This window comes from Frigoribacterium sp. 2355, from assembly GCF_054060695.1.
On sequence record NZ_JBSSDL010000006.1, the window covers coordinates 123,316 to 148,350 of the forward strand.

Annotated in this window: 18 protein-coding genes; 9 read left to right on the plus strand and 9 right to left on the minus strand. The window is 72.7% G+C overall.

The genetic code is table 11. From position 1 onward, the window contains the following. Positions 1–112 precede the first annotated feature (112 nt). On the plus strand, positions 113–1,537 hold the full coding sequence (locus ACVJ1F_RS09510) for an MFS transporter (protein ID WP_456885775.1): 1,425 nt from the start codon (positions 113–115) through the stop codon (positions 1,535–1,537). A gap of 33 nt (positions 1,538–1,570) precedes the next feature. Here ACVJ1F_RS09510 and ACVJ1F_RS09515 read toward each other — a convergent pair whose 3' ends face one another. The 4 genes from ACVJ1F_RS09515 to ACVJ1F_RS09530 form a co-directional block, all read right to left on the minus strand. Further along, positions 1,571–2,275 carry a response regulator gene (locus tag ACVJ1F_RS09515; RefSeq protein WP_123571478.1) on the minus strand — a complete coding sequence of 235 codons (705 nt, stop codon included), beginning with the start codon at positions 2,273–2,275 and terminating at the stop codon, positions 1,571–1,573. Then, a complete protein-coding gene (locus ACVJ1F_RS09520) occupies positions 2,272–3,372 on the minus strand; it encodes a sensor histidine kinase (protein ID WP_456885777.1) in 1,101 nt (366 codons plus the stop codon). Before ACVJ1F_RS09520 ends, ACVJ1F_RS09515 begins: the two co-directional genes overlap by 4 nt. A gap of 264 nt (positions 3,373–3,636) precedes the next feature. Then, positions 3,637–4,869: an ATP-binding protein gene (locus ACVJ1F_RS09525; RefSeq protein ID WP_200412377.1), complete on the minus strand. Its 1,233-nt coding sequence runs from the start codon at positions 4,867–4,869 to the stop codon at positions 3,637–3,639. A gap of 44 nt (positions 4,870–4,913) precedes the next feature. Continuing rightward, positions 4,914–5,855: a glycosyltransferase family 2 protein gene (locus tag ACVJ1F_RS09530; RefSeq protein ID WP_456885780.1), complete on the minus strand. Its 942-nt coding sequence runs from the start codon at positions 5,853–5,855 to the stop codon at positions 4,914–4,916. A 76-nt stretch (positions 5,856–5,931) separates the two neighbouring features. Here ACVJ1F_RS09530 and ACVJ1F_RS09535 point away from each other — a divergent pair, with 76 nt between their 5' ends. Further along, positions 5,932–6,933 carry a glycosyltransferase family 2 protein gene (locus tag ACVJ1F_RS09535; protein WP_456885782.1) on the plus strand — a complete coding sequence of 334 codons (1,002 nt, stop codon included), beginning with the start codon at positions 5,932–5,934 and terminating at the stop codon, positions 6,931–6,933. Positions 6,934–6,935: 2 nt separating this feature from the next. Here the strand turns inward: ACVJ1F_RS09535 and ACVJ1F_RS09540 are convergent, their stop codons facing one another. The 3 genes from ACVJ1F_RS09540 to ACVJ1F_RS09550 form a co-directional block, all read right to left on the minus strand. After that, entirely contained in the window at positions 6,936–8,000 is a 1,065-nt protein-coding gene (locus tag ACVJ1F_RS09540) for a glycosyltransferase (RefSeq protein ID WP_456885784.1), read from the minus strand. Beyond that, positions 7,997–12,712, minus strand: a complete 4,716-nt coding sequence (locus tag ACVJ1F_RS09545) for a PKD domain-containing protein (protein WP_456885785.1) — start codon at positions 12,710–12,712, stop codon at positions 7,997–7,999. Before ACVJ1F_RS09545 ends, ACVJ1F_RS09540 begins: the two co-directional genes overlap by 4 nt. Positions 12,713–12,826: 114 nt before the next feature. Beyond that, positions 12,827–13,483: a hypothetical protein gene (locus tag ACVJ1F_RS09550; RefSeq protein ID WP_456885787.1), complete on the minus strand. Its 657-nt coding sequence runs from the start codon at positions 13,481–13,483 to the stop codon at positions 12,827–12,829. A gap of 165 nt (positions 13,484–13,648) precedes the next feature. On the opposite strand from ACVJ1F_RS09550, the gene ACVJ1F_RS09555 reads away from it, so the two are divergent. Next, complete coding sequence (locus tag ACVJ1F_RS09555; protein WP_456885789.1) at positions 13,649–15,211, plus strand: glycosyltransferase family 39 protein; 1,563 nt, start codon at positions 13,649–13,651, stop codon at positions 15,209–15,211. Here ACVJ1F_RS09555 and ACVJ1F_RS09560 read toward each other — a convergent pair. Continuing rightward, positions 15,159–16,475 (minus strand): hypothetical protein, encoded by a 1,317-nt coding sequence (locus ACVJ1F_RS09560; protein ID WP_456885791.1) that lies wholly within the window; start codon positions 16,473–16,475, stop codon positions 15,159–15,161. The two genes, ACVJ1F_RS09555 and ACVJ1F_RS09560, sit on opposite strands and share 53 nt — an antisense overlap. A gap of 296 nt (positions 16,476–16,771) precedes the next feature. Here ACVJ1F_RS09560 and ACVJ1F_RS09565 point away from each other — a divergent pair, with 296 nt between their 5' ends. From ACVJ1F_RS09565 to ACVJ1F_RS09590, 6 genes are all read left to right on the plus strand, one after another. Then, positions 16,772–19,270: a right-handed parallel beta-helix repeat-containing protein gene (locus ACVJ1F_RS09565; RefSeq protein ID WP_456885793.1), complete on the plus strand. Its 2,499-nt coding sequence runs from the start codon at positions 16,772–16,774 to the stop codon at positions 19,268–19,270. Positions 19,271–19,389: 119 nt separating this feature from the next. Next, positions 19,390–20,064 carry a tRNA (adenosine(37)-N6)-threonylcarbamoyltransferase complex dimerization subunit type 1 TsaB gene (gene tsaB / locus ACVJ1F_RS09570; protein WP_456885795.1) on the plus strand — a complete coding sequence of 225 codons (675 nt, stop codon included), beginning with the start codon at positions 19,390–19,392 and terminating at the stop codon, positions 20,062–20,064. Between the two features lie 2 nt (positions 20,065–20,066). After that, a complete protein-coding gene (gene rimI / locus ACVJ1F_RS09575) occupies positions 20,067–20,600 on the plus strand; it encodes a ribosomal protein S18-alanine N-acetyltransferase (protein WP_173153387.1) in 534 nt (177 codons plus the stop codon). An 83-nt stretch (positions 20,601–20,683) separates the two neighbouring features. Beyond that, complete coding sequence (tsaD, locus tag ACVJ1F_RS09580; RefSeq protein ID WP_456885911.1) at positions 20,684–21,721, plus strand: tRNA (adenosine(37)-N6)-threonylcarbamoyltransferase complex transferase subunit TsaD; 1,038 nt, start codon at positions 20,684–20,686, stop codon at positions 21,719–21,721. A gap of 118 nt (positions 21,722–21,839) precedes the next feature. After that, complete coding sequence (locus tag ACVJ1F_RS09585; protein ID WP_192122952.1) at positions 21,840–22,244, plus strand: DUF4190 domain-containing protein; 405 nt, start codon at positions 21,840–21,842, stop codon at positions 22,242–22,244. 179 nt (positions 22,245–22,423) lie between these two features. Then, positions 22,424–23,548 (plus strand): DUF4190 domain-containing protein, encoded by a 1,125-nt coding sequence (locus tag ACVJ1F_RS09590; RefSeq protein WP_456885798.1) that lies wholly within the window; start codon positions 22,424–22,426, stop codon positions 23,546–23,548. 150 nt (positions 23,549–23,698) lie between these two features. Here ACVJ1F_RS09590 and ACVJ1F_RS09595 read toward each other — a convergent pair whose 3' ends face one another. Beyond that, positions 23,699–24,892 carry a THUMP-like domain-containing protein gene (locus tag ACVJ1F_RS09595; protein WP_456885800.1) on the minus strand — a complete coding sequence of 398 codons (1,194 nt, stop codon included), beginning with the start codon at positions 24,890–24,892 and terminating at the stop codon, positions 23,699–23,701. Positions 24,893–25,035: the final 143 nt, after the last annotated feature.

The following is a 25,035-nucleotide window of genomic DNA, read 5'->3' on the forward strand; positions in this document are numbered from 1 at the left end:
GAGCGGGGCCTGTCAACCCCCCGACGGTGAACGGCGGCTGTGATTTGCATGAACTGCAACCTTGTGATCGGCTATGAGTTCGCCCACACCGCCGTGGCTCAGGAAGGCCGAGATGACGACCGAACACCGCACCCCCACCGAGACACCGTCCCGACGAGGGCTGAGCGCCTTCCTCGCGGCTCCACCGCCCGCACCCCGGCTCGACGACGCGAGCGTCGCCCGGCGCTACCCGCGCCTCCGTCTGCAGGTCTTCATCGGGATCTTCATCGGGTACGCCGCCTACTACCTCATCCGCAACAACGTGCCGTTGGTGTCGACCATCCTCAAGGACGAGAACGGCTTCAGCACGCTCGGCCTCGGCGTCATCACGAACGGCGTCCTGCTGGCGTACGGGTTCAGCAAGTTCCTGAGCGCCATCGTGAGCGACAGGAGCAGCGCACGGTTCTTCCTGCCCATCGGCCTGGCGTTGTCGGCCCTCGCCAACCTCGTCATCGCCTTCGTGCCGGCGGTGGGCGCCTCGGTGGCCCTCTTCGCCGTCGTGATGATCGTCAACGGGTTCTTCCAGGGCATGGGCTGGCCGCCCAGCGGCCGCACCCTGGTGCACTGGTTCTCGACGTCCGAACGTGGTGGGAAGACCGCGATCTGGAACGTCGCCCACAACGTGGGAGGCGCGGGTGCCGGTGGCCTCGCGGGTGTCGCCCTCGCCTCGTTCGGCACCTGGCAGAGCGTGTTCTGGTTCCCCGCGATCGTCTGCCTCGTGATCGCCGTCGTGGCGCTCGTGCTCCTGCGCGACACCCCGGAGTCCGAAGGGCTCCCGCCCATCGAGGAGTACCGGAACGACCCGGCCCCCGTCGAGGCCGACGCCGCGGACGAAGGTGCCTCCACCTGGACCACCATCCGTCGCTACGTGCTGACGAACCGCACCATGGTGAACCTGGCGCTGGCCAACGTCTTCGTCTACACGCTCCGCTACGGCGTGCTCGTCTGGGCGCCCGTGTACCTGTCCGAGGTCCGCGGCGCGAGCCTCGGCGAGGGCATCGCCGGGTTCTCGCTGTTCGAGCTGGCGGGCATCCCCGGCACCCTGCTCTGCGGCTACATCAGCGACAAGGTGTTCCGGGGCCGCCGGTCGCCGACGGGCATCCTCTTCATGAGCGCCGTCGGAGTCGCCGTAGCGGTCTACTGGCTCTCGCCGGTCGAGGGCCCCCTGTGGATCTCGCTCGCCATGCTCGTCGCCATCGGTGGCCTGATCTACGGCCCGGTCATGCTGATCGGCCTGCAGGCCCTCGACCTCAGCCCGCGATCGGTCGCCGGCACCGCGGCCGGGTTCACCGGCCTCTTCGGTTACGTGCTCGGCGCCACGCTCGCCTCCACCGGCATCGGCCTGGCCGTGCACGCGTTCGGCTGGGACGTCACCTTCGTGCTCATCCTCGTCTGCGTCGTGCTCGCGATCGTCCTGCTCGCGATCGTCGGACGCGACGAGCGGGCCCTCAACGAGAGGAAGCGCGCCCGCGAGGCGCAGTCACCGACGGCACGGTGATCCGGTCGCTCCGGGCGGCCGGTCCGGCCATCGTCACGCGGTCGTGGTGGACACGGGCTGCGTGGCGTCGGGTCGGGCCGCCCGGACGACGAGCGCCAGCTGCACGCGGTTGCCGACGTCGAGCTTGTCGTACGCGTGGCCGACGTGGGTCTTCACGGTGGCGACGCTGACGAAGAGGTCGGCGGCGATCTCGGCGTTCGACGCCCCCTCGGCCACCGCGACGGCCACCTCCCTCTCGCGGTCGGTCAGCAGGGCCAGCCGGGCGCGGGCGTCGGCGGCCGAGCCCGCCTCGTCCGCCGCGGTGGTCCGGGTGGCGGCGGCGATGACGCGGTCGAGCACGCTCGGCGAGAGGATGGATCGCCCCCGCGCGACGGCGAGCACGGCCTCGACGAGTTCGTGCGGAGGGGTGTCCTTCACGAGGAACCCGCGGGCGCCGCGCTGAAGGGCCCCCAGCACGAGGTCGTCTGCCTCGAAGGTCGTCAGCACGATCACCCGCAGGTCGGGCCGTCGGACCAGTTCACGCTCGGTCGCCTCGAGCCCGTCGCAGCGCGGCATGCGGATGTCCATCAACACGACGTCCGGTTCCGTGCGGTCGATGACGTCCTCGGCGTCGAGCCCGTCCACGGCCTCGCCCACGACGTCGACGTCCGTGTGTCCGCCCAGGATGAGGCGCAGCCCCGACCGCACCAGGGCGTCGTCGTCGACCACGACGACCCGCACCGGACGCACGACGGTCATCGCGTCCACGGCAGATCGGCCTCGACGACGAAGTCGTCCCCGTCGGGGCCCGCCCGGAACCGGCCGCCCACCAGGCGGGCGCGTTCGGCCAGCCCGGCGAGGCCGTGGCCGTCCCTCGCGGCGTCGGACGGCCCGTGGGGCGCGGGGTTCGTCACGCGGATGCGGACGACGTCCGTCGGAGCCGCCTCGACCGACACCGTCACCCGGACCGGCTGTCCGGGAGCGTGACGTCGGGCGTTCGTGAGGGCTTCCTGGACGATGCGATAGGCGTGTCGTCCGACGGCGGTCGGCACCTCGGCCGAGCGGGCCGCGTCGTCGATCACCGACGTGACCGGTGAACCGGCCTCCCGCGCCTCCTCGACCAGGGCGTCGAGCTCGCGCAGCGTGGGTTGAGGAGGCGCGGTGACCGTGACCTCGGAGGCCCCGCCCGCCTCCGGGTCGCGCAGCACCCCCAGCACGTCCCGGAGGTCGGAGAGGGCCGCGTGGGCCTCGGCCCGGACGACGGCCGCGGCGGCGACGGTCTCGTCGGGGTCGAGGTCGCGGCCCCGGTACTCGAGCGCCCCGGCGTGGAGGGCGACGAGGGAGAGCCGGTGGCCGAGGACGTCGTGCATCTCGCGGGCCAGGTGTGCCCGCTCTCCGTCGCGGGCCCGCTCCTCGCGGAGCACCTGGTCGCGTTCGACGAGGAGGGCCCGTTCGCGCAGCGAGGCGATCAGGGCGCGTCGGGAGCCGACGACCACCCCGACGAGAGCGAGGAGAGCGTAGGCGAGGGCGACGACGGCCAGGGCGACCGCCGCCCACCCGGCGGACCACCCGTCCTCCCACGAACGGAACACGAGGAGTTCCGCGACCACCGTGGCCGCGACGAACACGACACCGGCGGCCACGATCTCGCCGGGCCGTCGGCGCGTGGCCAGCGACACGACGACCAGGACGGCGGCCCCGACCGCGAGCGTCGAGAACGATCCCAGGGCGAGGACCACGAGGCCGACGACGAGCGGTGCCCGGTGGCGGAAGGGGACGAGGGCGAGGGCGGTCAGCCCGGCGAGCACGTCTCCGACCAGGGAGGCCCCGAACCGGGCGTCGCTCCAGCCGCTCACGTCCGTCGACGGCCAGACCACGGCGAAGGAGACCAGCCCGACGAGGACGGCGACGGCGAGGCGCCACGAGCCCGCCCAGAGCCGGCGGGCCCGTGACGGCCCGGCACCACCCGCCGTCGGCGCTCGCCGGTGTCGCGGTCTCGGGTCGTGCGGTGGCTGTGCTCATGGGTCGAGCTTAGGAAGCGCCCAGCCACCGGGGATCGACCGATGGTCGGAGATCGTGGTGGCACCGGTCCCCACCGAGGCGCGACTCCTGGTCGGGGCTCAGGCGGTCCGGGGCCAGTCCGTCGTCAGGTACGCCTCGACGGCACGGTTGCGGAACGCGTACGGCTTGCCCCGGCTCACCACCCCGCGCACCGTGTCGAGCCGTTGCGAGGTGGGCCCGAGCTGGGCGCCCGAGGCCAGGCCCATCGCCTCGGCGATGGCGTTCAGGGTGCGCCCTGCCGGGGGCAGCGACGCCATCGCCCGGAGGAACTCGTGCTCTCGTGGGGGGAGGCGGTTCAGGATGCGCTCGACGTGGGCCGACGCTTCGCCCTCGGCTCCGCGCCAGCCCGCCACGACGTCGTCCTCGGACACGACGGGTGCCGTCCCGACGTTCCACGCCCGCTGCCCGGCGAGCTGGAACAGGAAGGGCTCTCCGCAGCTGAGGGCCGCGATGGCCCTGGCCGCCGCGGGGTCCATGCGGACGGTCTCGACGACGCCGTGTTCGCCCGGGGTCTCCCATCCGGCGATCACGAACGGCTGGAGTGCTTCGAGGATGTCGCCCTCGTCGAGGGGGCCCAGCGTGGTGGTCCGGAACCGCCGGGCGAAGGTCGCCCCCTTGCGGGCACCCGCCATGTCCTCGAAGTCGGGGAGGCCCGTCAGGTAGACGGCGACGGGCAGGTGCCGGGACACGGTGCCTCCACCGGGGACGGCGACCTCGACCTCGTGCGAGAGGGTGTCGCCGAGCGCGATGAGCAGTTGCGAGAGGGCGGCCTCGTCGCCGATGTTCTGCACCTCGTCGACGTGGATCACGACGACGGCGTCCTGCTCGATCGCCGCCTGGCCGAGTTCGACGAGGAGTTCGAAGAGCGCCGTGAACGGCTCGGGGCCGTCGGCGCCGCGCGTCGTCACCGAGAAGCCGGTCACGGCCACCTGCTCGACCCTGGCGAGCAGGTCGAGCACGCCCCGACGGGTCGAGGCACGGAGCCCGGCGCCGTCGGCCAGACGCAGGACGGCGGAGGCGATGATCTTGAGCGGATCGGCCCCGGTGGGCATGCGCAGCTGAGGCGTGACCCAGTCGCCGGCCTCGGCGGCGTCGCGGGCGATGCGTCGGACGAGGCTCGACTTGCCGGTGCCCGGTTCGCCGAGGATCGTCCGTCCGGTCTCGTACAGACCCGCACGTCGGCGGGGTCGCAGGACCTGGTGCCAGTCGCTCAGCTGCTCGGTTCGGCCGGCCCAGACGTCGGGGACGACGTCGGAGCCCGCCTGGAACGGGTTGGTGAGGGGAGATCGCACGGTGATAAATTTATCAGAGCCCGGGTCGACCGTTGATAAATTTATCAAACCCTCTCTCGGGCTCGTCGTCGACGCAGCTCGGTCGCCACGATCCGTCGCCCCTCGAGGACGGCCCGCAGTCCGACGAGCAGCGTGCCCGGTGACCGGACGAACTGGCGCCGCCCGCCCTGCAGCAGCACCTCCCACGCGATGCGGGGGGTCAGTCGGCGCCACCGGCGGAGGTCGTCGTCGCCGAGGTGCTTCGCGGCGAACAGCAGCCGGTTGCGGATGTTGTACCGGTAGTACCCCGCCGACTTCGCCTGCCCCGACCGGTCGGCCCCGCCGTCGGTCTGCGTGCCGCCCTCGGCGTGGACGACGGTGACGTCGTCGAGCAGCCGCAGCGCGCCTCCCGAACCGACGACGCGACGCGACAGGTCGACGTCCTCCCAGTACAGGAAGTAGTCGTCGTCGAAGCCGCCGCAGCGCTGCCAGAGGTCGTCGCTCAGCACGAGGCAGGCGCCGCTCAGCCACTCCTCGACGCGGACGCCGGGCAGCCGTCGTCGCCGCGAGCGGATGCGGCCGTCGTCGAGGTACAGGTCGCTGCCCGCCGACCAGACGCTGCCGTCGGGGCGCAGCACGGTCGGCGCGCTCATCGTCAGCGGGTCGGACGAGGAGGCGCGGTGCAGGGCGGTGAGGGCTCCCGCGTCCGCGACGGCGTCCGGGTTGAGCAGCACGTGGTGACGCGCCCCGGCCTCACGGGCCCGGGCGACGCCGAGGTTGACGCCGGTGCCGAAACCCTCGTTGCCGTCGGGCGCGACGAGGTGCCAGCCCTCGGCCGCGGCGAGCTCGCTCACGCGGGCGCGCTCGGCCGCTCCCGACCAGTTGTCGACGACGACCACGACGAGGCCCTCCGTCGCCCGTGAGACGGGCGCGAGGTTCTGGCGCAGCAGGTCGGTCGAACCGTAGTTGACGACGACCACCGAGAGGCCGGCGAACGACTCACCCACGGTTCGTCCCCCGTCCACCCGCAGGAGGCGCGGTGCAGGGCCCGTCGCCCCTCACCGACCTGACATGCTGGGGGCCGTGACGACTGACCCGACCACGCCGCGCCTCCTGACCATCGCCGTGCTGACCTTCCGCCGGCCGCGCGATCTCGACGCGGTGCTGCCGCTGCTCGTCGAGCAGGCCCGCAGCGTCCGCGGACTCGGCGTCGAGGCGCGCGTGCTCGTCGTCGACAACGACGCGAGCGGGTCGGGCCGTGGACGCGTCGAGGAGGCGGCGCTCGCGGCGGCCGACCCGGGCGACGGTGCCGGACCCGTGACGGTCGACTACGTCGTCGAGGCCACGCCGGGCATCGCCTCGGCCCGCAACCGTGCGCTCGCCGAGAGCGGCGACGGCGACGTGCTGGTCTTCATCGACGACGACGAGCGGCCGTCCGACGGGTGGCTGGGCGCCCTGGTCTCCCTGCAGGCCGAGACGGGTGCCGCGGCCGTCGTCGGTCCCGTGCGCAGCGAGTACGAGGTCGAGCCCGAGCCCTTCATCGTCGAAGGACGCTTCTTCGTGCGACGCCGACTCGCGACCGGCACGCCCGTCGACGTCGCCGCCACCAACAACCTGCTGCTCGACCTCGTCGAGGTGCGTCGCCAGGGCCTGGCCTTCGACGTGGCCCTCGGCCAGCTCGGTGGCGAGGACACCCTGTTCACCCGCAGCCTGGTCGCCGGTGGCGGCACGATCCTGTGGTGCGCCGAGGCGGTCGTCACGGACGTCGTCCCCGCCCACCGCGTCACGCGGCGATGGGTCGTGCAGCGTGCCTACAGCAGCGGCAACGGTTGGAGCCTCACCTCGGTGATGCTGTCCGCGCGAGGGCCCTCGCGACTGTCCACGCGCCTCCGGCTGTCGGCCAAGGGCGGCGTGCGCGTCGTCGGCGGGCTGGGCCGGTACGCGGTCGGCACGGTGACCCGCCCCCTCGGTCGACGGTCGCTGGGGCAGCGGGCTCGCGGCATCCGGACGATGGCCCGGGGCGCCGGCATGGTGGCGGGCGCGTGGGGCGCGGGGTACCGCGAGTACGGCCGCGTCGACGGCTGAGCTCACGGGCGCGCCCGGCGTCCGCCGACGGCACGTCGACCACGGGTCGCGGCGATCGCCCGACGGTAGGCCGCGACGTGTGCTTCGCCGGCGCGGTCCCAGTCGCGGGCCGACAGGTCGGGGCGCGCGTCGTCGTCGAGCCGCGAGGCCGCGTCGAGCGCGTCCTCGACGTCGTCGGGACCGAGTTCGTCGGCGTACTGCCGGACCCAGTCGGCTCCGACCTCGTCGGCCAGGCGGGCGTTGACCTCGTTGGCGGGCACGAGCACGGGCCGGCCGAGCGACAACGCCGTCAGCACCCCGCCCGAGTTGTGCATCTCGCGGTAGGGCAGCACGACCAGCTCGGCCCGGCGCACCACGTCGATGAGGTCCTCGTCGTCGAGGAAACGCAGGTCGAGGCTGACCCGGGGATCGTCGGCCGCGAGCTGCTCGAGCCCGTGGGCGAGCTCGGGCGTCGAGGGCTTGCCGGCGGCGTGCAGCCTCCGGTCGTCGCCCCGGACGCCTCGGAAGGCCCGGACGAGGCCGTCGACCCCCTTGTAGCGGCGGATGAAGCCGAAGTACGACACCCGGCCTGCCTCGCGCGACGGCCACGGCCAGCGGGCGAACCAGTCGACGTAGTGGCCGTGGGGGATGAGCGCGCCGAGTGCGTCGGCGTGCTCGGGCGTCTCGTCGTTCAGCCGCACCCAGAGCGCGGTGCGTCGCTCGATCCAGCGCAACAGGACGCGCTCGCGCCGGGAGATGCCGCTCGGCAGCTCGAGGTTGTGCTCGGTGCGGACGATCGGGGTGCGCGTCAGCCGCAGCTTCGTCACCAGGGCGACGGTCAACGCCTGACGCACGAGCGCCTTGAGCGGGCTCTGCCCCGAGACGAGGATCTCGGGCCAGTGCACGTGGAAGACGTCGTAGCGGCCCAGGAGGGCGCCCTTCCAGTCGAAGGTGCGCACCTCCACCCCGGGCACCGCGCCGACGGCGTCCCGGAGCATCACGAGGTAGGGGTTCGTCGTCGGTCGCGGTCGCGGGAACGACTGCTGGACGACGAGCCTGCTCGCGTGCTCCGGGGCGGCGTCGGTCACGGCTTGAAGACGCTCAGGTCGTCGAACGAGACCGTCTGCGGGGCGTTGGTGGTGCTTCCCGAGGTGTAGGCGCCGAGGGCGACCCAGCCGGGTGCCTGCAGGCCGGCGAAGGTGTCGGTGGCCGACACCGTCCAGGCCGTGGGCTCCGCGGTGCCGTCCGCCCAGACCTTGGCGCGGATCGTCGTCGTGCCCGAGCCGCTCACCTCGAGTCGGACGTTGAGCTTCGCACCGGGGGCGATCGTGCCGGGCACGAGCGTCTCGCCCACCAGGTTCACGCCGGAGGCCGATCCCTTGAAGGCGGTCAGGGCGACGACGGCGCGTCCGTCGGAGCGGTAGCGCAGGGTCGCGCGGTACTCCGAGTTCGTCGCGACCTTGCGGCCGGTCACGTAGACGAAGGTGCCGCCACCGGTGGCCGCCTTGTCGAGGCTCACGCTGGTGCGCAGGTCGGCGTCGGTCGTGCTGACGCCGGTGAGTGCCATGGAGGTGTTGTAGCCCGCTGCCCCGAGGAACTGCGTGCCGACCCCGCCGGTCACCGCGTACTGCGACGCGCTGCCGGTGCGGGCCCAGGTGCCGCCGACCTCCGCCGTGCCCCAGCCGCCCGTCACCGAGCGTCCGAAGCCGTCCTTGACCGCGGCCGTGACCACGGGAGGCGCGGTGACCGTCACCGTGGAGGTGCGGGTCGCGGTGGCTCCCTTGTCGTCGGTCACCGTGAGGGTCACGGTGTAGGTGCCGCCGACGGCGTAGTCGTGGGCCGCCGTGCTGCCGGTCGCCGTGCCTCCGTCGCCGAAGTCCCAGGCGTACGCCGTGACGGTGCCGTCGGAGTCGGTCGAGGCGCGTCCGTCGGTCGAGACCGAGAGGGCCTTGGCCGACGTCGTGAACGAGGCCGTCGGAGCAGCGTTCGGGATCGGCGCGACGGTCACGCTGCCGGTCGAGGTGCCCGTGGCGCCCTTGTCGTCGGTCACGGTGAGGGTCACCGTGTAGGTGCCGGCCGCCGCGTAGGTGTGCGCGGCCGTCCTGCCCGTGGCCGTGCCTCCGTCGCCGAACGTCCAGGCGTAGGCCGCGACGGTGCCGTCGGGGTCGGTCGACGCGGTGGCGTCGGTCGAGACGGCCAGTCCCGTGGCGGCGCTCGTGAACGAGGCCGTCGGGGCCACGTTCACCGGGGGAGCCGGGGCGACCGTGACCGTCCCCGTCGAGGTGCCGGTGGCACCCTCGGAGTCCGTCACGACGAGCGTCACCGTGTAGGTGCCGGCAGCGGCGTACGTGTGGTTCGCGGTCGGACCCGTTGCGGCGACGGTGCCGTCACCGAAGTCCCAACGGTACGACGCGACGGTCCCGTCGGAGTCGGTCGAGGTGCTCGCGTCCACGGCGACGGCCAGGTGGTCGACCACCGAGGTGAACGAGGCGGTCGGTGCCGCGTTCACCCGGGGCGCCGTCACGGTGACGGTGGCGGTCGACGTGCCGACGGCTCCCTGGTCGTCCGTCACGGTGAGGGTGACGGTGTAGGTGCCCCCCGCGGCGTAGGCGTGCGAGGGGGTGGCGCCGCTGGCCGGGGCGCTCCCGTCGCCGAAGTCCCAGCCGTACGAGGCGATCGTCCCGTCGCGGTCGACCGAGGTGCGGCCGTCGAAGGCGACGCCGAGACCGGTGGGCGTCGAGGTGAAGGCCGCCGTGGGCGCGGCGTTCGGCTTGTTCGCACCGAGCGCGTAGTGCTGCGCGACCGTGGTGGCGTCGAGGGGTCGGGCGTAGACCGCGGCCTCGTCGAGGCTCCCGGCCCAGTAGCCCGAACCAGAGTTCCACGAGCTGTCGCCGCCGAGGCGCCAGAACCCGCGGTAGCCGTCCGAGGCAGTGGTCGGGTTCGACCCGACCTGGGCGCCGTCGACGTAGAGCTTCATGCCGTCCGAGCCCTGCGTGGCGACCACGTGGTGCCAACGGCCGTCGTTGTAGCTCGCCGTGCTGCTCGCGAGGTTCATCCGACCGGTCCAGTTGCCGAACTGCAGGCGACCGTCCTGCTCCATGTACACGTGGCGGTCGTAGTTGCCGCTGTAGCCGGTCTGCTGGTTGCCGAAGCCGATCAGCTTGCCGCCCGAGGTCGTCGTCGTGTTGAACCAGGTCTCGAGCGTGTAGTTGTTCGGGGTGTCGTACGAGGTGGTGGTCGCGACGCCGGCGTCCTGGCCGTTGAACGTCGCCGACTGGCCGGAACCGCCGACGGCGGACGTGCCGCCGGTGGCCACGCCGCCGCTGACGACGCCGTTGGTGCCGACGGGCGACGAGTCGGCCGAGACGGTGGAGGCGTCCCCGTCGAGGCGGAAGTACGCCTCGGGGTCGTCCTGGAACACCCGGGCGCCGTAGGCGTCGGCCGGGGCCTTGGGCAGCTTGCTCGTGCGGCCCGAGGCGACCCACTGGCCGTCGACCTGCTTGGCGCTCAGGGCGGCCGGGTACACGGAGACGTCGTCGATGTCGCCCTGGAAGTACGGGGCGCCGTCCCAGTTGTTGTCACCGCCGATGCGCCAGTAGCCCGTGTAGTCCTGGCCACCCGTCGTGCCGGCGTCGGTCGCGACCTTCTTGCCGTCTACGAAGAACGACTGGCCGGCCGAGCTCAGCGTGCCCACGACCTGGTGCCACTCACCGTCGTTGAGGGCGGTCGGGCTGGTGATGATGCGGGACGAACCCGGGTAGACGCCGAAGGACACACGGCCCCGGGGGTCCATGTAGAGGTGCCGGTCGTACGAGTTCGAGGCGCCGGTGCGGTTGCTGCCGAAGCCGACGATCTTGCCACCGGTGGTCGACGTCGTGCGGAACCAGGCCTCGACCGAGAAGGTCTGCGGGCCGGCGATGGCCGAGGTCGTGGACGAGAGGCCCGTGTCGGTGCCGGAGAAGGTGCTGGCGCCGTCGGAGTCGGAGGCGGTCTGACCGGTGGTGCCACGCGTCACGCCGGCCTGGGCCTGCTGGTCGTCGTAGCCGACCCAGTCGTAGACGGTCGAGCCGCTCTTCTCGCCGAGGCGCCACAGCGAGGTGGCTCCGTCGGCGGTGACCTGCTTGACGTAGGGCGAGGCCTTGTCGGCGGTCACGGTGACGTCCACGCCGTCGCCCAGCACGGTGTTGCCGAGCGGGTCGGTGGCCCGGATGCGGTAGCTGTGCGTGCTGCCGGGCGCGAGGTCCTTGTCGACGAAGCCGAGGGCGGGACGCTTCCAGAAGGTCGAGGCCGAGGTCGTCGTGTACACGGGGTTGGTGAGGTCACCGTCGCGGTAGACGGCGTAACTCAGGTTCGCGTTGTCCTTGTCCCAGTTGGACGGCCAGCTGACCCGGACCGTGCCGGACGACAGCGAGACCAGGCTCGGGGTGAAGAGCGCGCCGGAGGCTTCCGGACCCGTCTTGTTCGGGGCGATGCTCGACACCGCGAAGCGCACGAGGCCGTTCTGCGCCTTGCTGTTGACGGACGGGAACTCCCCGCCGTAGACCACGTACTTGTCGTTGGCGGCGACGCTCCACGGGCCCTGGCTCAGGCCGGTGTAGGTGCCGGTGGCGAAGTCGGGGAACCAGTTCAGGATGCTGGGGGCGGGAGTGCCGGCGAAGTTGTAGTAACCCATCGGGTCGTTGGTGATGGTCTGCGTGGCCGAGTCGCTGAACGCCATGGCGCGCTGGAAGGTCCAGGGGTTGGTCTGCGGCTGTCCGCCGATGTTGCCGCAGTAGTGCGGGTGGCCGGCGACGTAGACGGCGGTGCTGTTGGCCGCGACCGAGTAGGTGTCACCGTGGCAGTCCTCGACCCACTGGAGGTCGCCGTTCCAGGTCGCCTTGAAGGCGCCTTCGAGTCGACCTCCGCCGCCGAACGTGTAGCCCGACCCGTAGAAGCCGTTGGCCGTGGCGCTCAAGCTGTAGATGGCCGCCTGGCCGCCACCGTTGCGGACGACGTCGTTGGCCTGGACGGGCAGGTTGGCCGCCGAGGTCGCGTCGACCATGGCGAGCCCGTACCCGGGCTGCGACGAGCCGTTCACCGAACTGAACGAACCGCCGAGGACGATCTTCGAGCCGTCGGGGCTGGCGACGAGGCCGAGCACGTCACCGCCGGCGATCTGCGGAGCCCACGGGAGGTTCGTGCCGTTCGAGGCGGTGACCGCGGCCGCCTTGGCACGCGTGTCCTTGCCGATGCTCGAGAAGACGCCGGCGATGTAGACGTTGGGGCCCACGGCGGCGATCGCGTTCACCGTGGCGTTCGTGCCGGGGTTCCAGCTGGTGACGAGGGCGCCGGTGGTCGGGTCGAGGGCCGCGAGGCGGTACTTGTTGACGCCGTTGACCTTCGTGAAGGCGCCGCCGATGTAGAGACGTTTGCCGTCGGGGGACGCGGCGAGGGCCTTGACCTGCCCGTCGATCACCGGCGCGAACGTCGTCGAGAGCGCTCCCGTGGTGATGTCGTACGCCAGCAGGTAGCTGCGGGGGACCTCGTCGACGCCCGCTGCCGAGCCCGCCGGGCGTGCCTTCGTGAACTTGCCCGCGGCGTAGACGGTGTTGCCCACGATCACCTGCGTGAAGACGGACCCGTCGATCTGGGGTGCGGGGAGCGCGTCGGCCGTGACGGTCGCCGGCGTCGACGGCGACGTCGGGTCGAGGGGGGCGGAGTCGGCCGCAGCGGGCTGGACTCCGACCAGGACGGACAACAGCACGGCGGACGCAGCGACGATCGCGGGGAGACGAAGGCGCGACGAGGTGGTTCTTCCCATGGGGGAGCCTCATTCGGGTCGGGTAGGCGTCATCGGCATTCGGGTACCGATGGCTTGACGACTATAAGGTCCCCCCAAGGGGGGGCAATGGCCCCCGTTGTGGGTACAGGGGTGTTACGAGGTCGATCCCTCGAAGACGACGACCGGCACGTCGACGGCGTAGTCGAAGGTCAGGCGGAGGTCGGAATGCCCGTCGACGGGCACGGCGAAGACGTAGACGCCATCGGCCGTGGCTCCCGCGGCCACGCTCGCCGGGAACGAAGAAGTCCCGGTCGAGAACGTGTTCGCGGGTGTGCGGCCGGCACCGTAGGCCAGGTTGACCACGACGGTCGAGAGGTCCACGGGAGCAGCCGACGAGTTGTACACCTCGAGTTCGGCACGGACGGCCGGGCCGGTCACCTCACCGGGCAGTGTGGCCTCGCCGTCGACCGCGTCGAGGCTTTTCACCCGGACCGTCACCCCGTCCACGACGGTGGGCGACTCGTCGAGGCCCACGGGTGGTGCCTCGGGTGTGTCCGGCCCCGCGGCGGGAGGCGCGGTGTCGGTCGGGGCCGTCGTCCCGTCGTCCGACGACTCGCCGGTCGTCGGCGAGCTCGAGCCCGACCCCGGTCCGGCGGCGCCGGGTTCGTCGGCGTCGCCGCCGGAGACGGCGGGCACGACCACGAAGGCGACGACGAGGGCGAGCGCCACGGCGACGGCCGCCAGCACGATCACCAGGCGCCGACGGGACCTCGTCGGTGTGGGGTCGGGCGTCTGGTCGTCTGACGACATGGTGGCTCCTCGGTCGGGTGGCCCGTCCCGCCGGACGCCGGTGGGGTCCAGGGCCGCTGCTAGCATGCCAGCACTCCGGGCCACCCGCACCCGACCCGTCGGTCCGGTCGCCCTCTCCCTCGTCCCCGAGGCGACGGCTCGCGGTCGGCACGCACGAGGACGGCCATGACGACCACCACCCCGACGACGACCCGGCCTGCCGGGTCCTCCGCGTCCTCGAGACGACCTCGCGCCTCCTCGATCGGCGTCCCGCTCGCGCTGGGTCTCGCCGGCACCGCCGTGGCGCTGGTCGGTTCGTCGACGGTGTCGCTGTGGACCGACGAGGCCGCGACGGTCTCGGCGGCCACCCGCAGCCTTCCCGAGCTCTGGGCCCTCGTCCAGCGCATCGACGCCGTGCACGCCGCCTACTACCTGCTGATGCACGTCTGGACGACCGTCGCCGGGACCTCCCCGGTGGCCCTCCGCCTCCCGAGCGCGGTCGCGGCCGGAGTCGCCGTCGTCGGCGTGCACCGGCTGCTGGTCGTGCTCGGACGCCGGGACGCCGCCGTCGCGGGTGCGGTGGTCGCCGTCGTGCTGCCGCGCATCACCTGGATGGGGATCGAGGCGCGTTCCTTCGGGCCCAGCGCGGCCGTGGCCGTGTGGGCGACCGTCGTGCTCGTCGTCGCGCTGAACCGAGGAGGCGCGGCGCGGTGGATCGGGTACGCCGCCCTCGTCGGGGTGGGCACCGCCCTCAACATCTACGTCGCCCTGCTGGCCGTCGCCCACGCCGTGACCGTGGCCGCCTGGCGTCGGGTCCCGGTGAGGCGCCGCCTGGCCTGGCTCGCCTCCGCCGCGGCGGGCGGTCTCGCGGCGTCGCCGGTGGTGCTGCTGGCAGCCGGACAGCAGGGGCAACTGGGCGACAACGACATGGGTCTCGTGCAGATCGCCCGGGGGATCGTGGTCAACCAGTGGTTCCTCGGGGGGACCCCCACGCGCGTGGACTCGACGGCGTCGCCCACCGAGCCCTGGGCGCTCGCCTCCGTGGCCCTGGCCCTCGTGGGGTGGATCGCGATGGCGGCTGCGATCGTCGCCGGGGTGCGCGGCCGTCGTGCCGGGCCGCTGTGGGTCCTCGTCCCCGTGCTCGTCGTGCCCACCGCCGTCGTGGTCGGATACAGCCTGCTGCTGAGCCCGCTCTACAACCCCCGCTACTTCACCTTCGCGGCGCCGGCGTGCGCGGCGCTCGTCGGAGTCGGCGTGACCGCACTCCGCCACCGTGGCGCCCGGGTGGTCGCCCTCGCCGTGATCGTCGCCCTGTGCGTCCCGGTCTGGCTGTCGCAACGTCAGGTCACGGGGAAGAGCGGCACCGACTGGTCCGAGGCGGCAGCGGTGGTCGAGCGGGGCGCGCGGCCCGGCGACGGGGTCTACTTCGCGCCTCTCGACGCCGATCCGCCTCGGGTCGTCGAGCGGTCGACGTCCAACGTCGCCGTCGTCTACCCGGATGCCTTCGACGGTCTCGTCGACGTCACGGTCCGCAGCCGGCCCGTCGACCAGGACAGCCTGCGGGGGACGGCCTGGCCCCTCGGCTCGCCGGAGGCGAGGCTCGACGCGGTCGACCGCCTCTGGGTCGTCGAGCCCGCCGACGAGCCCACGGCCCGCGCCGACGACGTCGTCCTCGAGACCGCCGGCTTCGAGGTCGTCAGCCGGTGGGCTGGCGGGATGACGGCAGTCGAGGAGTGGCGCCGACCCTGAACCGGTCGATCCCGTCGCGGGCCACCGGCACGAATGCCAGGGCCAAGGCGACGACCAGGGTCGGGAACGCGCTGTAGAACGGTGCGAAGAAGAGGTTCCAGCTGCTCTGCGCCGCGGTGTAGAGCAAGATGCCGCTGGCGGTGCCGTCCGCGATGCGACGGACGACGCCGACCCCGAGGATGCCGAGGACGACGGCGGACAGCACGAGCCCGACCACGCCCGACTGCGCCCAGAGGTCGCCGACGACCGAGTGCAGCTCGAAGTGCCCGCCGAACATGAACCGCTCGACGTAGCCGTTGTCGGGTTGGTACCCGATGCTGCTCATGCCTTCTTTGGCGATCTGGATGTCGCCCGCCGTCGGGACGACGCCGGCCCCGAAGCCCCAGGGGTGGTGCTCCATCAGGGCGGCGGTGGCCGCGAGCTCGGGGCGCCCGCCCAGGATGAGGGAGCCCGAGACCCTGAGCTGCTCCACGCTGCGCGACTGGGTCGCGAGGCCGAGGTAGCCGTCGAGGATGAGGGCCTGACCGAGCTGGAAGACCACGACCCCGAGGACGCCGAGCCCGATCAGGACGGCGGCGGCCGACGGACGCCGGTGCGGGCGGACGATCGCCAACTGGGCGAAGACCAGCAACGCCGCGAGGAGCAACAGGCCGAACGCCGAGCGGAAGTCGCTGAGCGCGGCGACGATCGTCAGGGCGAGCAGGACGGCCAGTTCCCACCGGCGTCCGTACCGGGCGGCGAGGGCGAGGGCGATGACCGTCACCGGCAGGGCGAACCCGAACTTCCAGGGGTTGCTCGCGAAGAGCGGTGTGCCCGTGCTGAAGCCCAACGCCAAGCCGATGCCGAACCACAGGACGGCCCGCTCGGGCGTCAGGACCTCCGTTCCCCACAAGAAGAGGCCGACGCCGAGGATGGTGCCGAGGAGGATGACCGTCATCGGCACCGTGGAGGGTGACGACGAGACGTGGTCCCCCGAGTTGGCGACGCCCAGCCAGAGCCCGAGCGCGACGGCCAGGAGGCCCGCCACCATGAACGCGACCCCCCAGTGGTGGCGCCGCAGCGAGCCCCACCACACGGGCAGCAGCAGGGCGGCCACGACGAAACCCGCCTGCATGCCCTGCGGCAGGGTGAAGCGCATGCCGAGCACGACGAGCGCGGCGGCGGCGATCGCCCGGACCCAGGCGCGCGCGTCGCCGGGGGAGGCGCGGGACCGCTCGGGACGGCCGGCCGCCGGCGCCGACGGGGCGGCTCGGAGCAGCGTCATGGGACGAACTCTAGGCGACGCCCGCGACCTCGACGACCCCCGTCCTGGTGTCCCCCACAGTGCCGACACCCGAGGGGGAGCCACCTTGTTGGGGGCTGACGCCCCCTTGCGGAGTACGCGTGAATGTAACAAGATCACCTCTTGTCCTGACCGGGTGAGATTCCGTCCCCTCAGATCCATTCCGCGCAAGCCCCCGTCCTGGGGGCACGGCGTGGTGTTCTCCCTCTCGCACGAGCCTCCGTCCCCGAGGCATGTCGCGGGATCGCCCACACCTTCCCTTGATGAAAGCAGTGACGATGCCCAGCGCCCCCGAGCACCGCCTCTCTCCGCCCGTCCGCGTCCGCACCGCCGTGGGTGCCCTGGCGACGGCCCTCGCGGTCGTGGCCGGGGTCCTCGTCCCGGTCACCAGCGCCTCCGCGGCCCCGACCACGGTCGCCACCGACTCGTCGGCGCGCACGTCGACCACCGGTTGGGGGTCCGCCGACAAGGGAGGGGCCTGGTCGACCTGGTCCGGTCCGTCGAAGGCGTCCTTCACGGTCGGGTCCGGCACCTCCACCATCTCGGACCTCGCTCCCGGTTCGACCGCGACGGCGACCCTCGCGAGCGTGTCGGTCAAGGACGTCGAGGTCGAGGGCACGGTCGCCCTGCCGAAGACCAAGGCCGGCTTCTACCAGGGCTGGGAGCTCCGTCGCCAGGGTGACGGCTCCGCCTACCGAGGCCGACTGGAGTCCGGCAGCTCGGGCAAGGTGGCCCTCGCGGTGACCAAGGTGAAGAAGTCCGGCGAGACCCTGCTCGGCCGCGTCGCCCTTCCCGCCAGCGTGACTCCGGGTTTGACCCTGGCCGTCTCGTTCCGGGCCGAGGGCACGACCGCCGTCGCCCTCAAGGGCAAGGCCTGGGTCGACGGTTCCGCCGAGCCGGGTTGGCAGCTCGCCGTCTCGGACTCCGCAGCGGACCGCGTCTCGCAGGGCGGGTCCGTGGGCCTCTGGCAGTACGCCAGCGCCGGCAACACGGCCCGCTCGAGCACGTCGTTCGACGACCTCGTCGTCATCGGCAGCCCGTCGGAGGCCACGCCGGCACCCACGCCGACGCCGACGCCGACGCCCACGCCCACGCCGACGCCGACGCCTGCTCCTGCACCTGCTCCTGCTCCGGCACCCGCGCCCGAGGTCGCTCCCGCCGGCTCGCGGGGTTCGCTCCCGGTCGGCTCGGCCTCCTACCCCGTTCCCTCGGGCGCGATCGTCGTGTCGCCGTCGGGCGACGACGGCGCGGCCGGAACGCAGGCGGCGCCGCTGCGCACCCTCGCGGCAGCCGTCGCCAAGGCGAAGTCCGGGGCGACGATCGTCCTCCGTGCCGGCACCTACAACGAGAGCGTCGTCGTGCCCTTCCAGAAGAAGGTCACGATCCAGTCCTACCCCCGCGAGGCCGTCTGGCTCGACGGCTCCGTCCCGGTCACGTCGTGGTCGCGGTCGGGTTCGGGGTGGAGCACCCCGTGGTCGGCGTTCCCGTCGTCGGTCATGGACAACGTGGCGGACAACCCCCGCTTCGTGTCGCCGTCCTTCCCGCTCGCCGCTCGTCCCGACCAGGTCTTCCTCGACGGGGTGCAGCTCACCCAGGTGACTCCCGACCGTCTCGTCCCGGGCACCTTCGCGGCCGACCCGGGCTCCGGCCGCATGCTGATCGGCAGCGACCCGGCCGGTCACTCGATCCGCATCAGCAACAAGGCCCAGGCCATCTGGGTGCAGTCGCCCGACACGACGGTTCGTGGCTTCGGCGTCCGCGGATACGCGACTCCCTACGCCGAGCGAGGCGCCATCCGCCTGGGCAACACCGGGGCGACGGCCGAGAACCTCGTGATCCAGGACAACGCCATGATCGGCATCAACCTCGAGAACAACGGTGGCACCCTGTCGAAGCTGACGGTCGAGCGCAGCGGCCTGCTCGGCATCGGCACCAACGCCTCGTACGACCTGAGCATCACCGACTCGGTGATCCGTCAGAACAACTGGCAGCGCTTCAAGGAGGCGCCGGTCTCGGGCGGCATCAAGATCACGCGATCACGCGGCGTCACCGTGTCGAACAACGACATCAGCCGCAACTACAGCTCGGGTCTCTGGCTCGACGAGTCCGTCTACGACAGCAAGGTCATCGGCAACACGGCCGAGGGCAACGAGTGGACGGGCATCCAGCTCGAGCTCTCGAGCAAGGCCGTCGTCGCCGGCAACACCATCACGGGCGGCAAGGCCGGACTGCAGATCTTCAACACCGACGACGTCCGCGTCTACAACAACTCGATCGGCGGCTTCAGCCAGTTCGGCATCAAGGTCACGCAGGACGAACGTCGGCAGGCCACGGCCTCCACCGGCCAGGACCGTCGCCGTCCGTTGCCCGACCCGACGGTGACCTGGGTCACGGGCAAGATCACCATCGCCAACAACGCCTTCGGCAGTGGTGGTTCGTACCAGATCTTCGTCCTCGACGGCAAGACGAACCGGTCGGCCGACTCCATGGGCATCACGGTGACGGGCAACGCCTTCAACCAGCGACGCACCACGGCGCAGGCGACGCTCGTCGGCTGGGGAGCCGGGGACAACAAGACCGTGACCCGCCTCGACTCGGTCGCCGCCCTGTCGGCCAAGAACGGATCGTGGCGCAACGTCGAGACGTCCGGGGTGCTCGACCTCGGCGGCATGGGCAGCCTGCTGGCCTCGTCGCTCGGCATCGTGTCCACCCTGCCGGCGGACGTCGCGGCGCTCCTCGGGCAACCCGGGACCGCCCGCCGCATCGGCGCCTTCTGATCGACCGACGACGCCCGGCACCTCGTGGTGCCGGGCGTCGTCGCGTCCGGTCCGGGGGCGACGAGGCATCGGTCGAGGAGGCGCGGGTCGCCTCGTCGACACCGCCTACGATTGACCCCGTGATCCTGGCCATCGACACCTCCGCCGGCTCGTCCGTCGCCGTCGTCGACCGCGACGGCGGCGTCCTCGCCGAGCACACGGTCGCCGACACCCGGCGACACGCCGAGGTGATCGGCCGTCTGATCGACGACGCCCTGCGCGAGGCCGGCGTGACCCCGTCCGAGCTCTCGGCCGTGGTGGCCGGTCGGGGCCCGGGCCCCTTCACCGGCCTGCGCGTCGGCATCGCCGCCGCCCGGGCCTTCGCCTTCGGTGCCGGGGTGCCGTGCCTCTCGGTCGGCAGCCACGACGCCGTCGCGTTCGAACGACTCTCGGCGGCGGCGGGCCGTTCCGTCGGCACCGGCGGCGGGTCCGTCGACTCGCCGCTCGTCGTCGTCACGGACGCCCGTCGCCGCGAGGTGGCACACAGTTCGTGGTCGGGGCTCGACGACGACGGCCTGCCCGTGCTGGTGGCCGGCCCCGCCCTCGTGAGGCCGGCCGACCTCGACGAGGCGACCGGCGCCTCCTCGTCCTGGCCGCGCACCGACCCCGACGCGACGACGGTCTCGGCGGCCGCGCTGGGAATGCTCGCCGAGCGGCTCTTCGAGCACGGCCGCGCCTTCGCCGCCGCCGAGCCGCTGTACCTGCGCGAACCCGACGTCACCCCGTCGGCCGGCCCGAAGCCGGTCACGCAGTGAGCGTGCTGCTGCGCACGGCCACCCTCGACGACCTCGACGGCATCATGGCCATCGAGACGTCGACCTTCCTCACCGACGCCTGGTCGCGGGCGAGCATGACGCACGAGCTCACCGCCCCCGGCGGTCGCTACCTGGTCGCCACGGCCGAGGGCGACGACACCACCGTCATCGGTTACGCGGGCATGCTGGCGCTGAAGGGGGCTCCTGAGGCCGACATCCAGACCATCGCCGTCCTCGCCGAGCACCAGGGGCGCGGGCTCGGACGGGCGATGCTGACCCAGCTGCTCACCGAGGCCCGTCACGGCGGGGTGCGCGAGGTGTTCCTCGAGGTGCGGGCCGACAACCCCGGGGCGCAGCACCTCTACGAGACGCTCGGCTTCGAGCGGATCGCCGTCCGTGCCCGGTACTACATGCCCGACGGGGTCGACGCGGTCGTCATGCGACTGCGCGTCCCGCCGGCCGTCACCGAGACCACGGCGGGCCCCCTCGAGCCGATCGACGACGTGCCCCTCGACGAACAGGACGTCCGCCCGTGACCGCGACCCGCGCCTCCTCGTCCGCCGCCTCCTCGTCCGCCGCCGAGCAGGCGGCCGCCGAGCCCGCCGTCCGCGAGCCCCTCGTGCTCGGCATCGAGACCAGCTGCGACGAGACCGGCATCGGCATCGTCCGCGGACGCACCCTCCTCGCCAACGTCATCTCGTCGTCGATGGACGAGCACGCCCGCTACGGCGGCGTCGTGCCCGAGGTCGCCGCGCGCGCACACCTCGAGGCGCTTGAGCCCGCCCTCGCCGCGGCGCTCGCCGAGGCCGGCGTGACGACGGCCGAGCTCGACGCGATCGCCGTGACGAGCGGACCCGGGCTGGCCGGGGCGCTCATGGTCGGCGTCGGTGCCGCCAAGGCACTCGCCCTGGCGACGGGCAAGCCCCTCTACGCCGTGAACCACCTCGTCGGCCACGTCGGGGCGGACGTGCTCCGCGCCGACGGCAGCGAGCTCGAGTTGCCGACCATCGCGCTGCTCGTCTCGGGCGGTCACACCTCGTTGTTGCACGTGCGCGACCTCGTCGACGACGTCGAACTGCTCGGCGAGACGATCGACGACGCCGCGGGTGAAGCGTTCGACAAGGTGGCCCGCCTGCTCGGCCTGCCCTACCCCGGCGGACCGCAGATCGACCGCGTCGCCGAAGGCGGCGACCCGAGGGCCGTCCGCTTCCCGCGCGGGTTGACCCTCCCGAAGGACCTCGCGAAGCACCGGTACGACTTCTCGTTCTCGGGGCTGAAGACGGCCGTCGCCCGGTGGGTCGAACAGCGTCGGAGCGAAGGAGGCGCGGTGCCCGTCGCCGACGTCGCCGCCAGCTTCCGCGAGGCCGTCGCCGACGTCCTGCTCACCAAGGCCATCGCGGCCTGCGCCGACCGGGGCGTCCCCCGCCTGCTGCTCGGCGGGGGAGTCGTCGCCAACGCCCGCGTGCGCGAGCTCGCGGCCGAACGCTGCGCGGCGGCCGGGGTCGAGCTGCGCGTGCCGCCCCTCTCGCTCTGCACCGACAACGGCGCCATGATCGCGGCACTCGGTGCCGAGCTCGTGTCGCGGGGTCGGGCGCCCTCGCCTCTCGACTTCGGGGCCGACTCGACGCTGCCCGTGACGACGGTCCAGGCCGTCTGAACCCCGCTGCGGGGCCCGGGCGACCGGCCCCCGGTCGCAGGCCATGGGTCGCCGATAGCATGGGCGCTCGACCGACCGCGGCCGTCACCGGCCGACCCTCAGCAGAAGGACGTCTCCGATGACCGACCAGAACCCCACGCCGCACGGCCAGCCCTCGCCGCAGAACCCCTACCAGGGCCAGCAGCCGGCCTACCCGGGGCAGCCCTCCGGTGGTCAGCCCTCTTACCAGGGGCAGAACGGCGCTCGTCCCGGTCAGCGCAACACCCTCGCCCTCGTGTCGATGATCCTCGGCATCGCGGGCTTCGTGACCTCGATCACGGCCATCGGTGCCATCGTCACCGGCCACATGGCGTTGAGCCAGATCAAGAAGCGGGGCGAAGAGGGCCGGGGGATGGCGCTGACGGGGCTCATCCTCGGCTACGTCGTCGTGGCGCTGACGATCCTGACGATCATCCTGCTCTTCGTCGTCTTCGGTGCGATCGCCAGCAACCCCGACCTCTACGACGGCAGCTACAACTCCTGAGGCCGCGGGCGCGCCCCCGTGGGCGACGCCTCCCAGGGGCCGCTCATCGGCGGCCTCGCTAGCATGACGGGGTCCGCACCGGACGGTGCGGGCCCTTTCGTGTCCCGGGACGCGACCGTCACGGGTGTGACCGGCCGCTCCGATGGCACGACCGACGCACCGCTCGCGAAAGGCAGCTGATGGCCACCGACGACACCACCCCCGAGAAGCCGTCCTCGGCACCGACCGCGCCCTCGGCTCCGACGCCGCCCGCGGCACCCGCCGCGCCCCCGACGCGCCCGACCGAGGGTGGCGACGCGGCCACCGCCTCACCGCCACTGCCTCCCACCGCCTTCCCGGGGGCCGCGTCCCAGCAGCCGTCGTCCCAGCCGCCCGCGTCGTCGCCCTACGCCGGCGCCGGCGTGCCGCCGACGGGGTCGGCGCCGTACGGGGCACCCCAGGGCGCCCCGGCGCCGCAGTCCCGACCGGGTCAGGTCCCGCCGGGTGCTCCTCAGCCGCCCCGGCCGCCCTACGGCCAGCCGGGTGCACAGCCGCCGGCGGGGTACGGTCAGCAGGGCTACGGGCAGCAGGCTCAGAACCGGCCGCAGGGCTACGGGCAGCAGCCCGGGTACGTCCAGCAGCCGGGGCACGGCCAGCAGTCGGGGTACGGCCAGCAGTCTCAGGGTCAGCGACCTGGCTACGGGCAGCCACAGGGGCAGACCTCGGGCCAAGGCCAGCCTCAGGGCCAGCAGTCGGGGTACGGCCAGCCTCAGGGCTACGGCCAACAGCCCCAGGGGCAGCAGCCCTCCGGGCAGTCCGGTGCGCCGTACGGTCAGCAGCCGTTCGGCCAGCAGGGTCAGCCCGTCGGTCAGTACGGTCAGCAGCCCTACGGCCAGCAGGGCCAGCCCGTCGGACAGTACGGTCAGCAGCCCTACGGCCAGCAGGGCCAGCCCGGCGGAGCGTACGGCCAGCAGGGCCAGCCCGGCGGAGCGTACGGCCAGCAGGCCTACGGCTCGCCCTACCCGCCGTACGCCTCGGCCGGCGCCGCACAGCCCCCGCGCCTCCTCAGCCTCCTGGCGATGATCGGCTCGATCGCCGGTCTCGTGCTCGCGCCCTTCACCTTCGGGCTCTCGATCGTGGCGTCCATCGCGGGCATCGTGCTCGGGCACCTGGGCATGTCGCGTGAGCGTCACGCGAGGGGGTTCTGGCTCACCGGGCTCATCGTCGGCTACGCCGGCGTCGTGCTCATCGTGATCGGCTGGATCGCCTTCGGCCTCTTCATCGCCGGCTTCTCGTCGGGTTCCGACTACTACGGCGGGTACTGAGCCCGGCCCCACCTCGGTGGGGCACGAGTGGGCAGGAGGCGTCGCCGCAGGGGCGAGAAGCGTCTCCTGCCCACTCGCGCGTCACCACGAGGGCGCGACGGCAGGGGTCGGGCAGCAGCGAGACCCGCCGCTCTCGCGTCCCGCCCGGCGTCAGACCAGGCGCTCGCAGAGCAGGGCGGTGTGCCGCCCCGCGACCCGGGTGAGGACGAGGGTCGCCGACCCGGTCCCCTGCAACGAGAGTCGCTTGCGGAACGTCGCGGGGTCGACGTCGACTCCGCGCTTCTTGATCTCGAGTCGCCCGATGCCCCGGGCCCGCAGCTCGCGCTTCAGCGTCCGCTCGTCGAGCGGGAACGTCTCGAGCACGCGGAATCCCTGTGCGAAGGGGGTCTCGACCCGCGCCTCCGTCGTCAACCAGGCGATGTCGCGACTGATCATCCGGGCGTCGATCGAGCGGGCCAGGTCGCCGATGAGGCGTGCCCGGATCACGGCGCCGTCCGGTTCGTAGAGGTACTCGCCGAGGTCGCCCGGGTCGACGTCGTCCGAGTCGGCGGCGGCCGTCAGCTCCGACGCCCCGGAGGCGCCGATCACCAGGGCGGACCGGCCCACTCCCGGCCGCGCGAGCGGCCCGAACCACACGCCCACCTCGACCACGTCGCGGTCGACCGAGATCCACTGGCATTCGGCGTCCGTCGGCAGCAGCTCGCGGTCGACGCCCGGACCGAGCTTGACCCCGGTGGGCAGGCGGTCGGCGAAGCCGAAGGCGACGTCGAGGCCGGGGGACCAGTCGGCCGGATCGGCGAGGCGCTTGGTGGCGGTGTGGCCGGACGTCCGTCGCGCCGGGTCGAGGAAGACCCCCTCGACGCCTGCGAGGTCGGTCGTGGCGGCGTCCCCCTGTTCGACCCGTGACGACGGCCACGGCGCGAGGTTGTACGAGGCGACGGCCGCGGTCACCTCGTCGCGGTCGACGGCGAGCACGTCGAGGTCGAGTGCGGCGAAGGCCAGGGCGTCGCCCCCGATGCCGCAGCCCAGGTCGGCGACGCTGCCGATCCCCGCCGCAGCGTAGCGTCCGGCGTGGCGGGCGGCGACCGGGAGGCGCGTGGCCTGTTCGAGGCCCGCCTCGGTGAACAGCATGCGGCTCGCGAACTCGCCGAACTTGGCCACCGCCCGGCCGCGGAGCCGGGCCTGCGTGAGCACCGCCGACACGAGGGCGGGGGAATGGCCTTGCTTGCGCAACGCGGCCACCGTGCCGACGACGTCGTCACCGGAGGCGCCGCCCGCCGGCAGCGAGTCGAGCAGCCGCAGCCCCTCAGGCGAGAGGACTTCGAGCAGCTCGGAGGAATCCATGTCGTCCAGTGTGACGCACGCGGGCAGACGCGTTGGCACTCGGATTGACCGAGTGCCAGTCTCGTCCTACAGTTGTTCTGGCACTCGCCCCCGGCAAGTGCCAGCCCCCATGTTTTCGTAGCACCGAGAAAGAAGAGGTCACC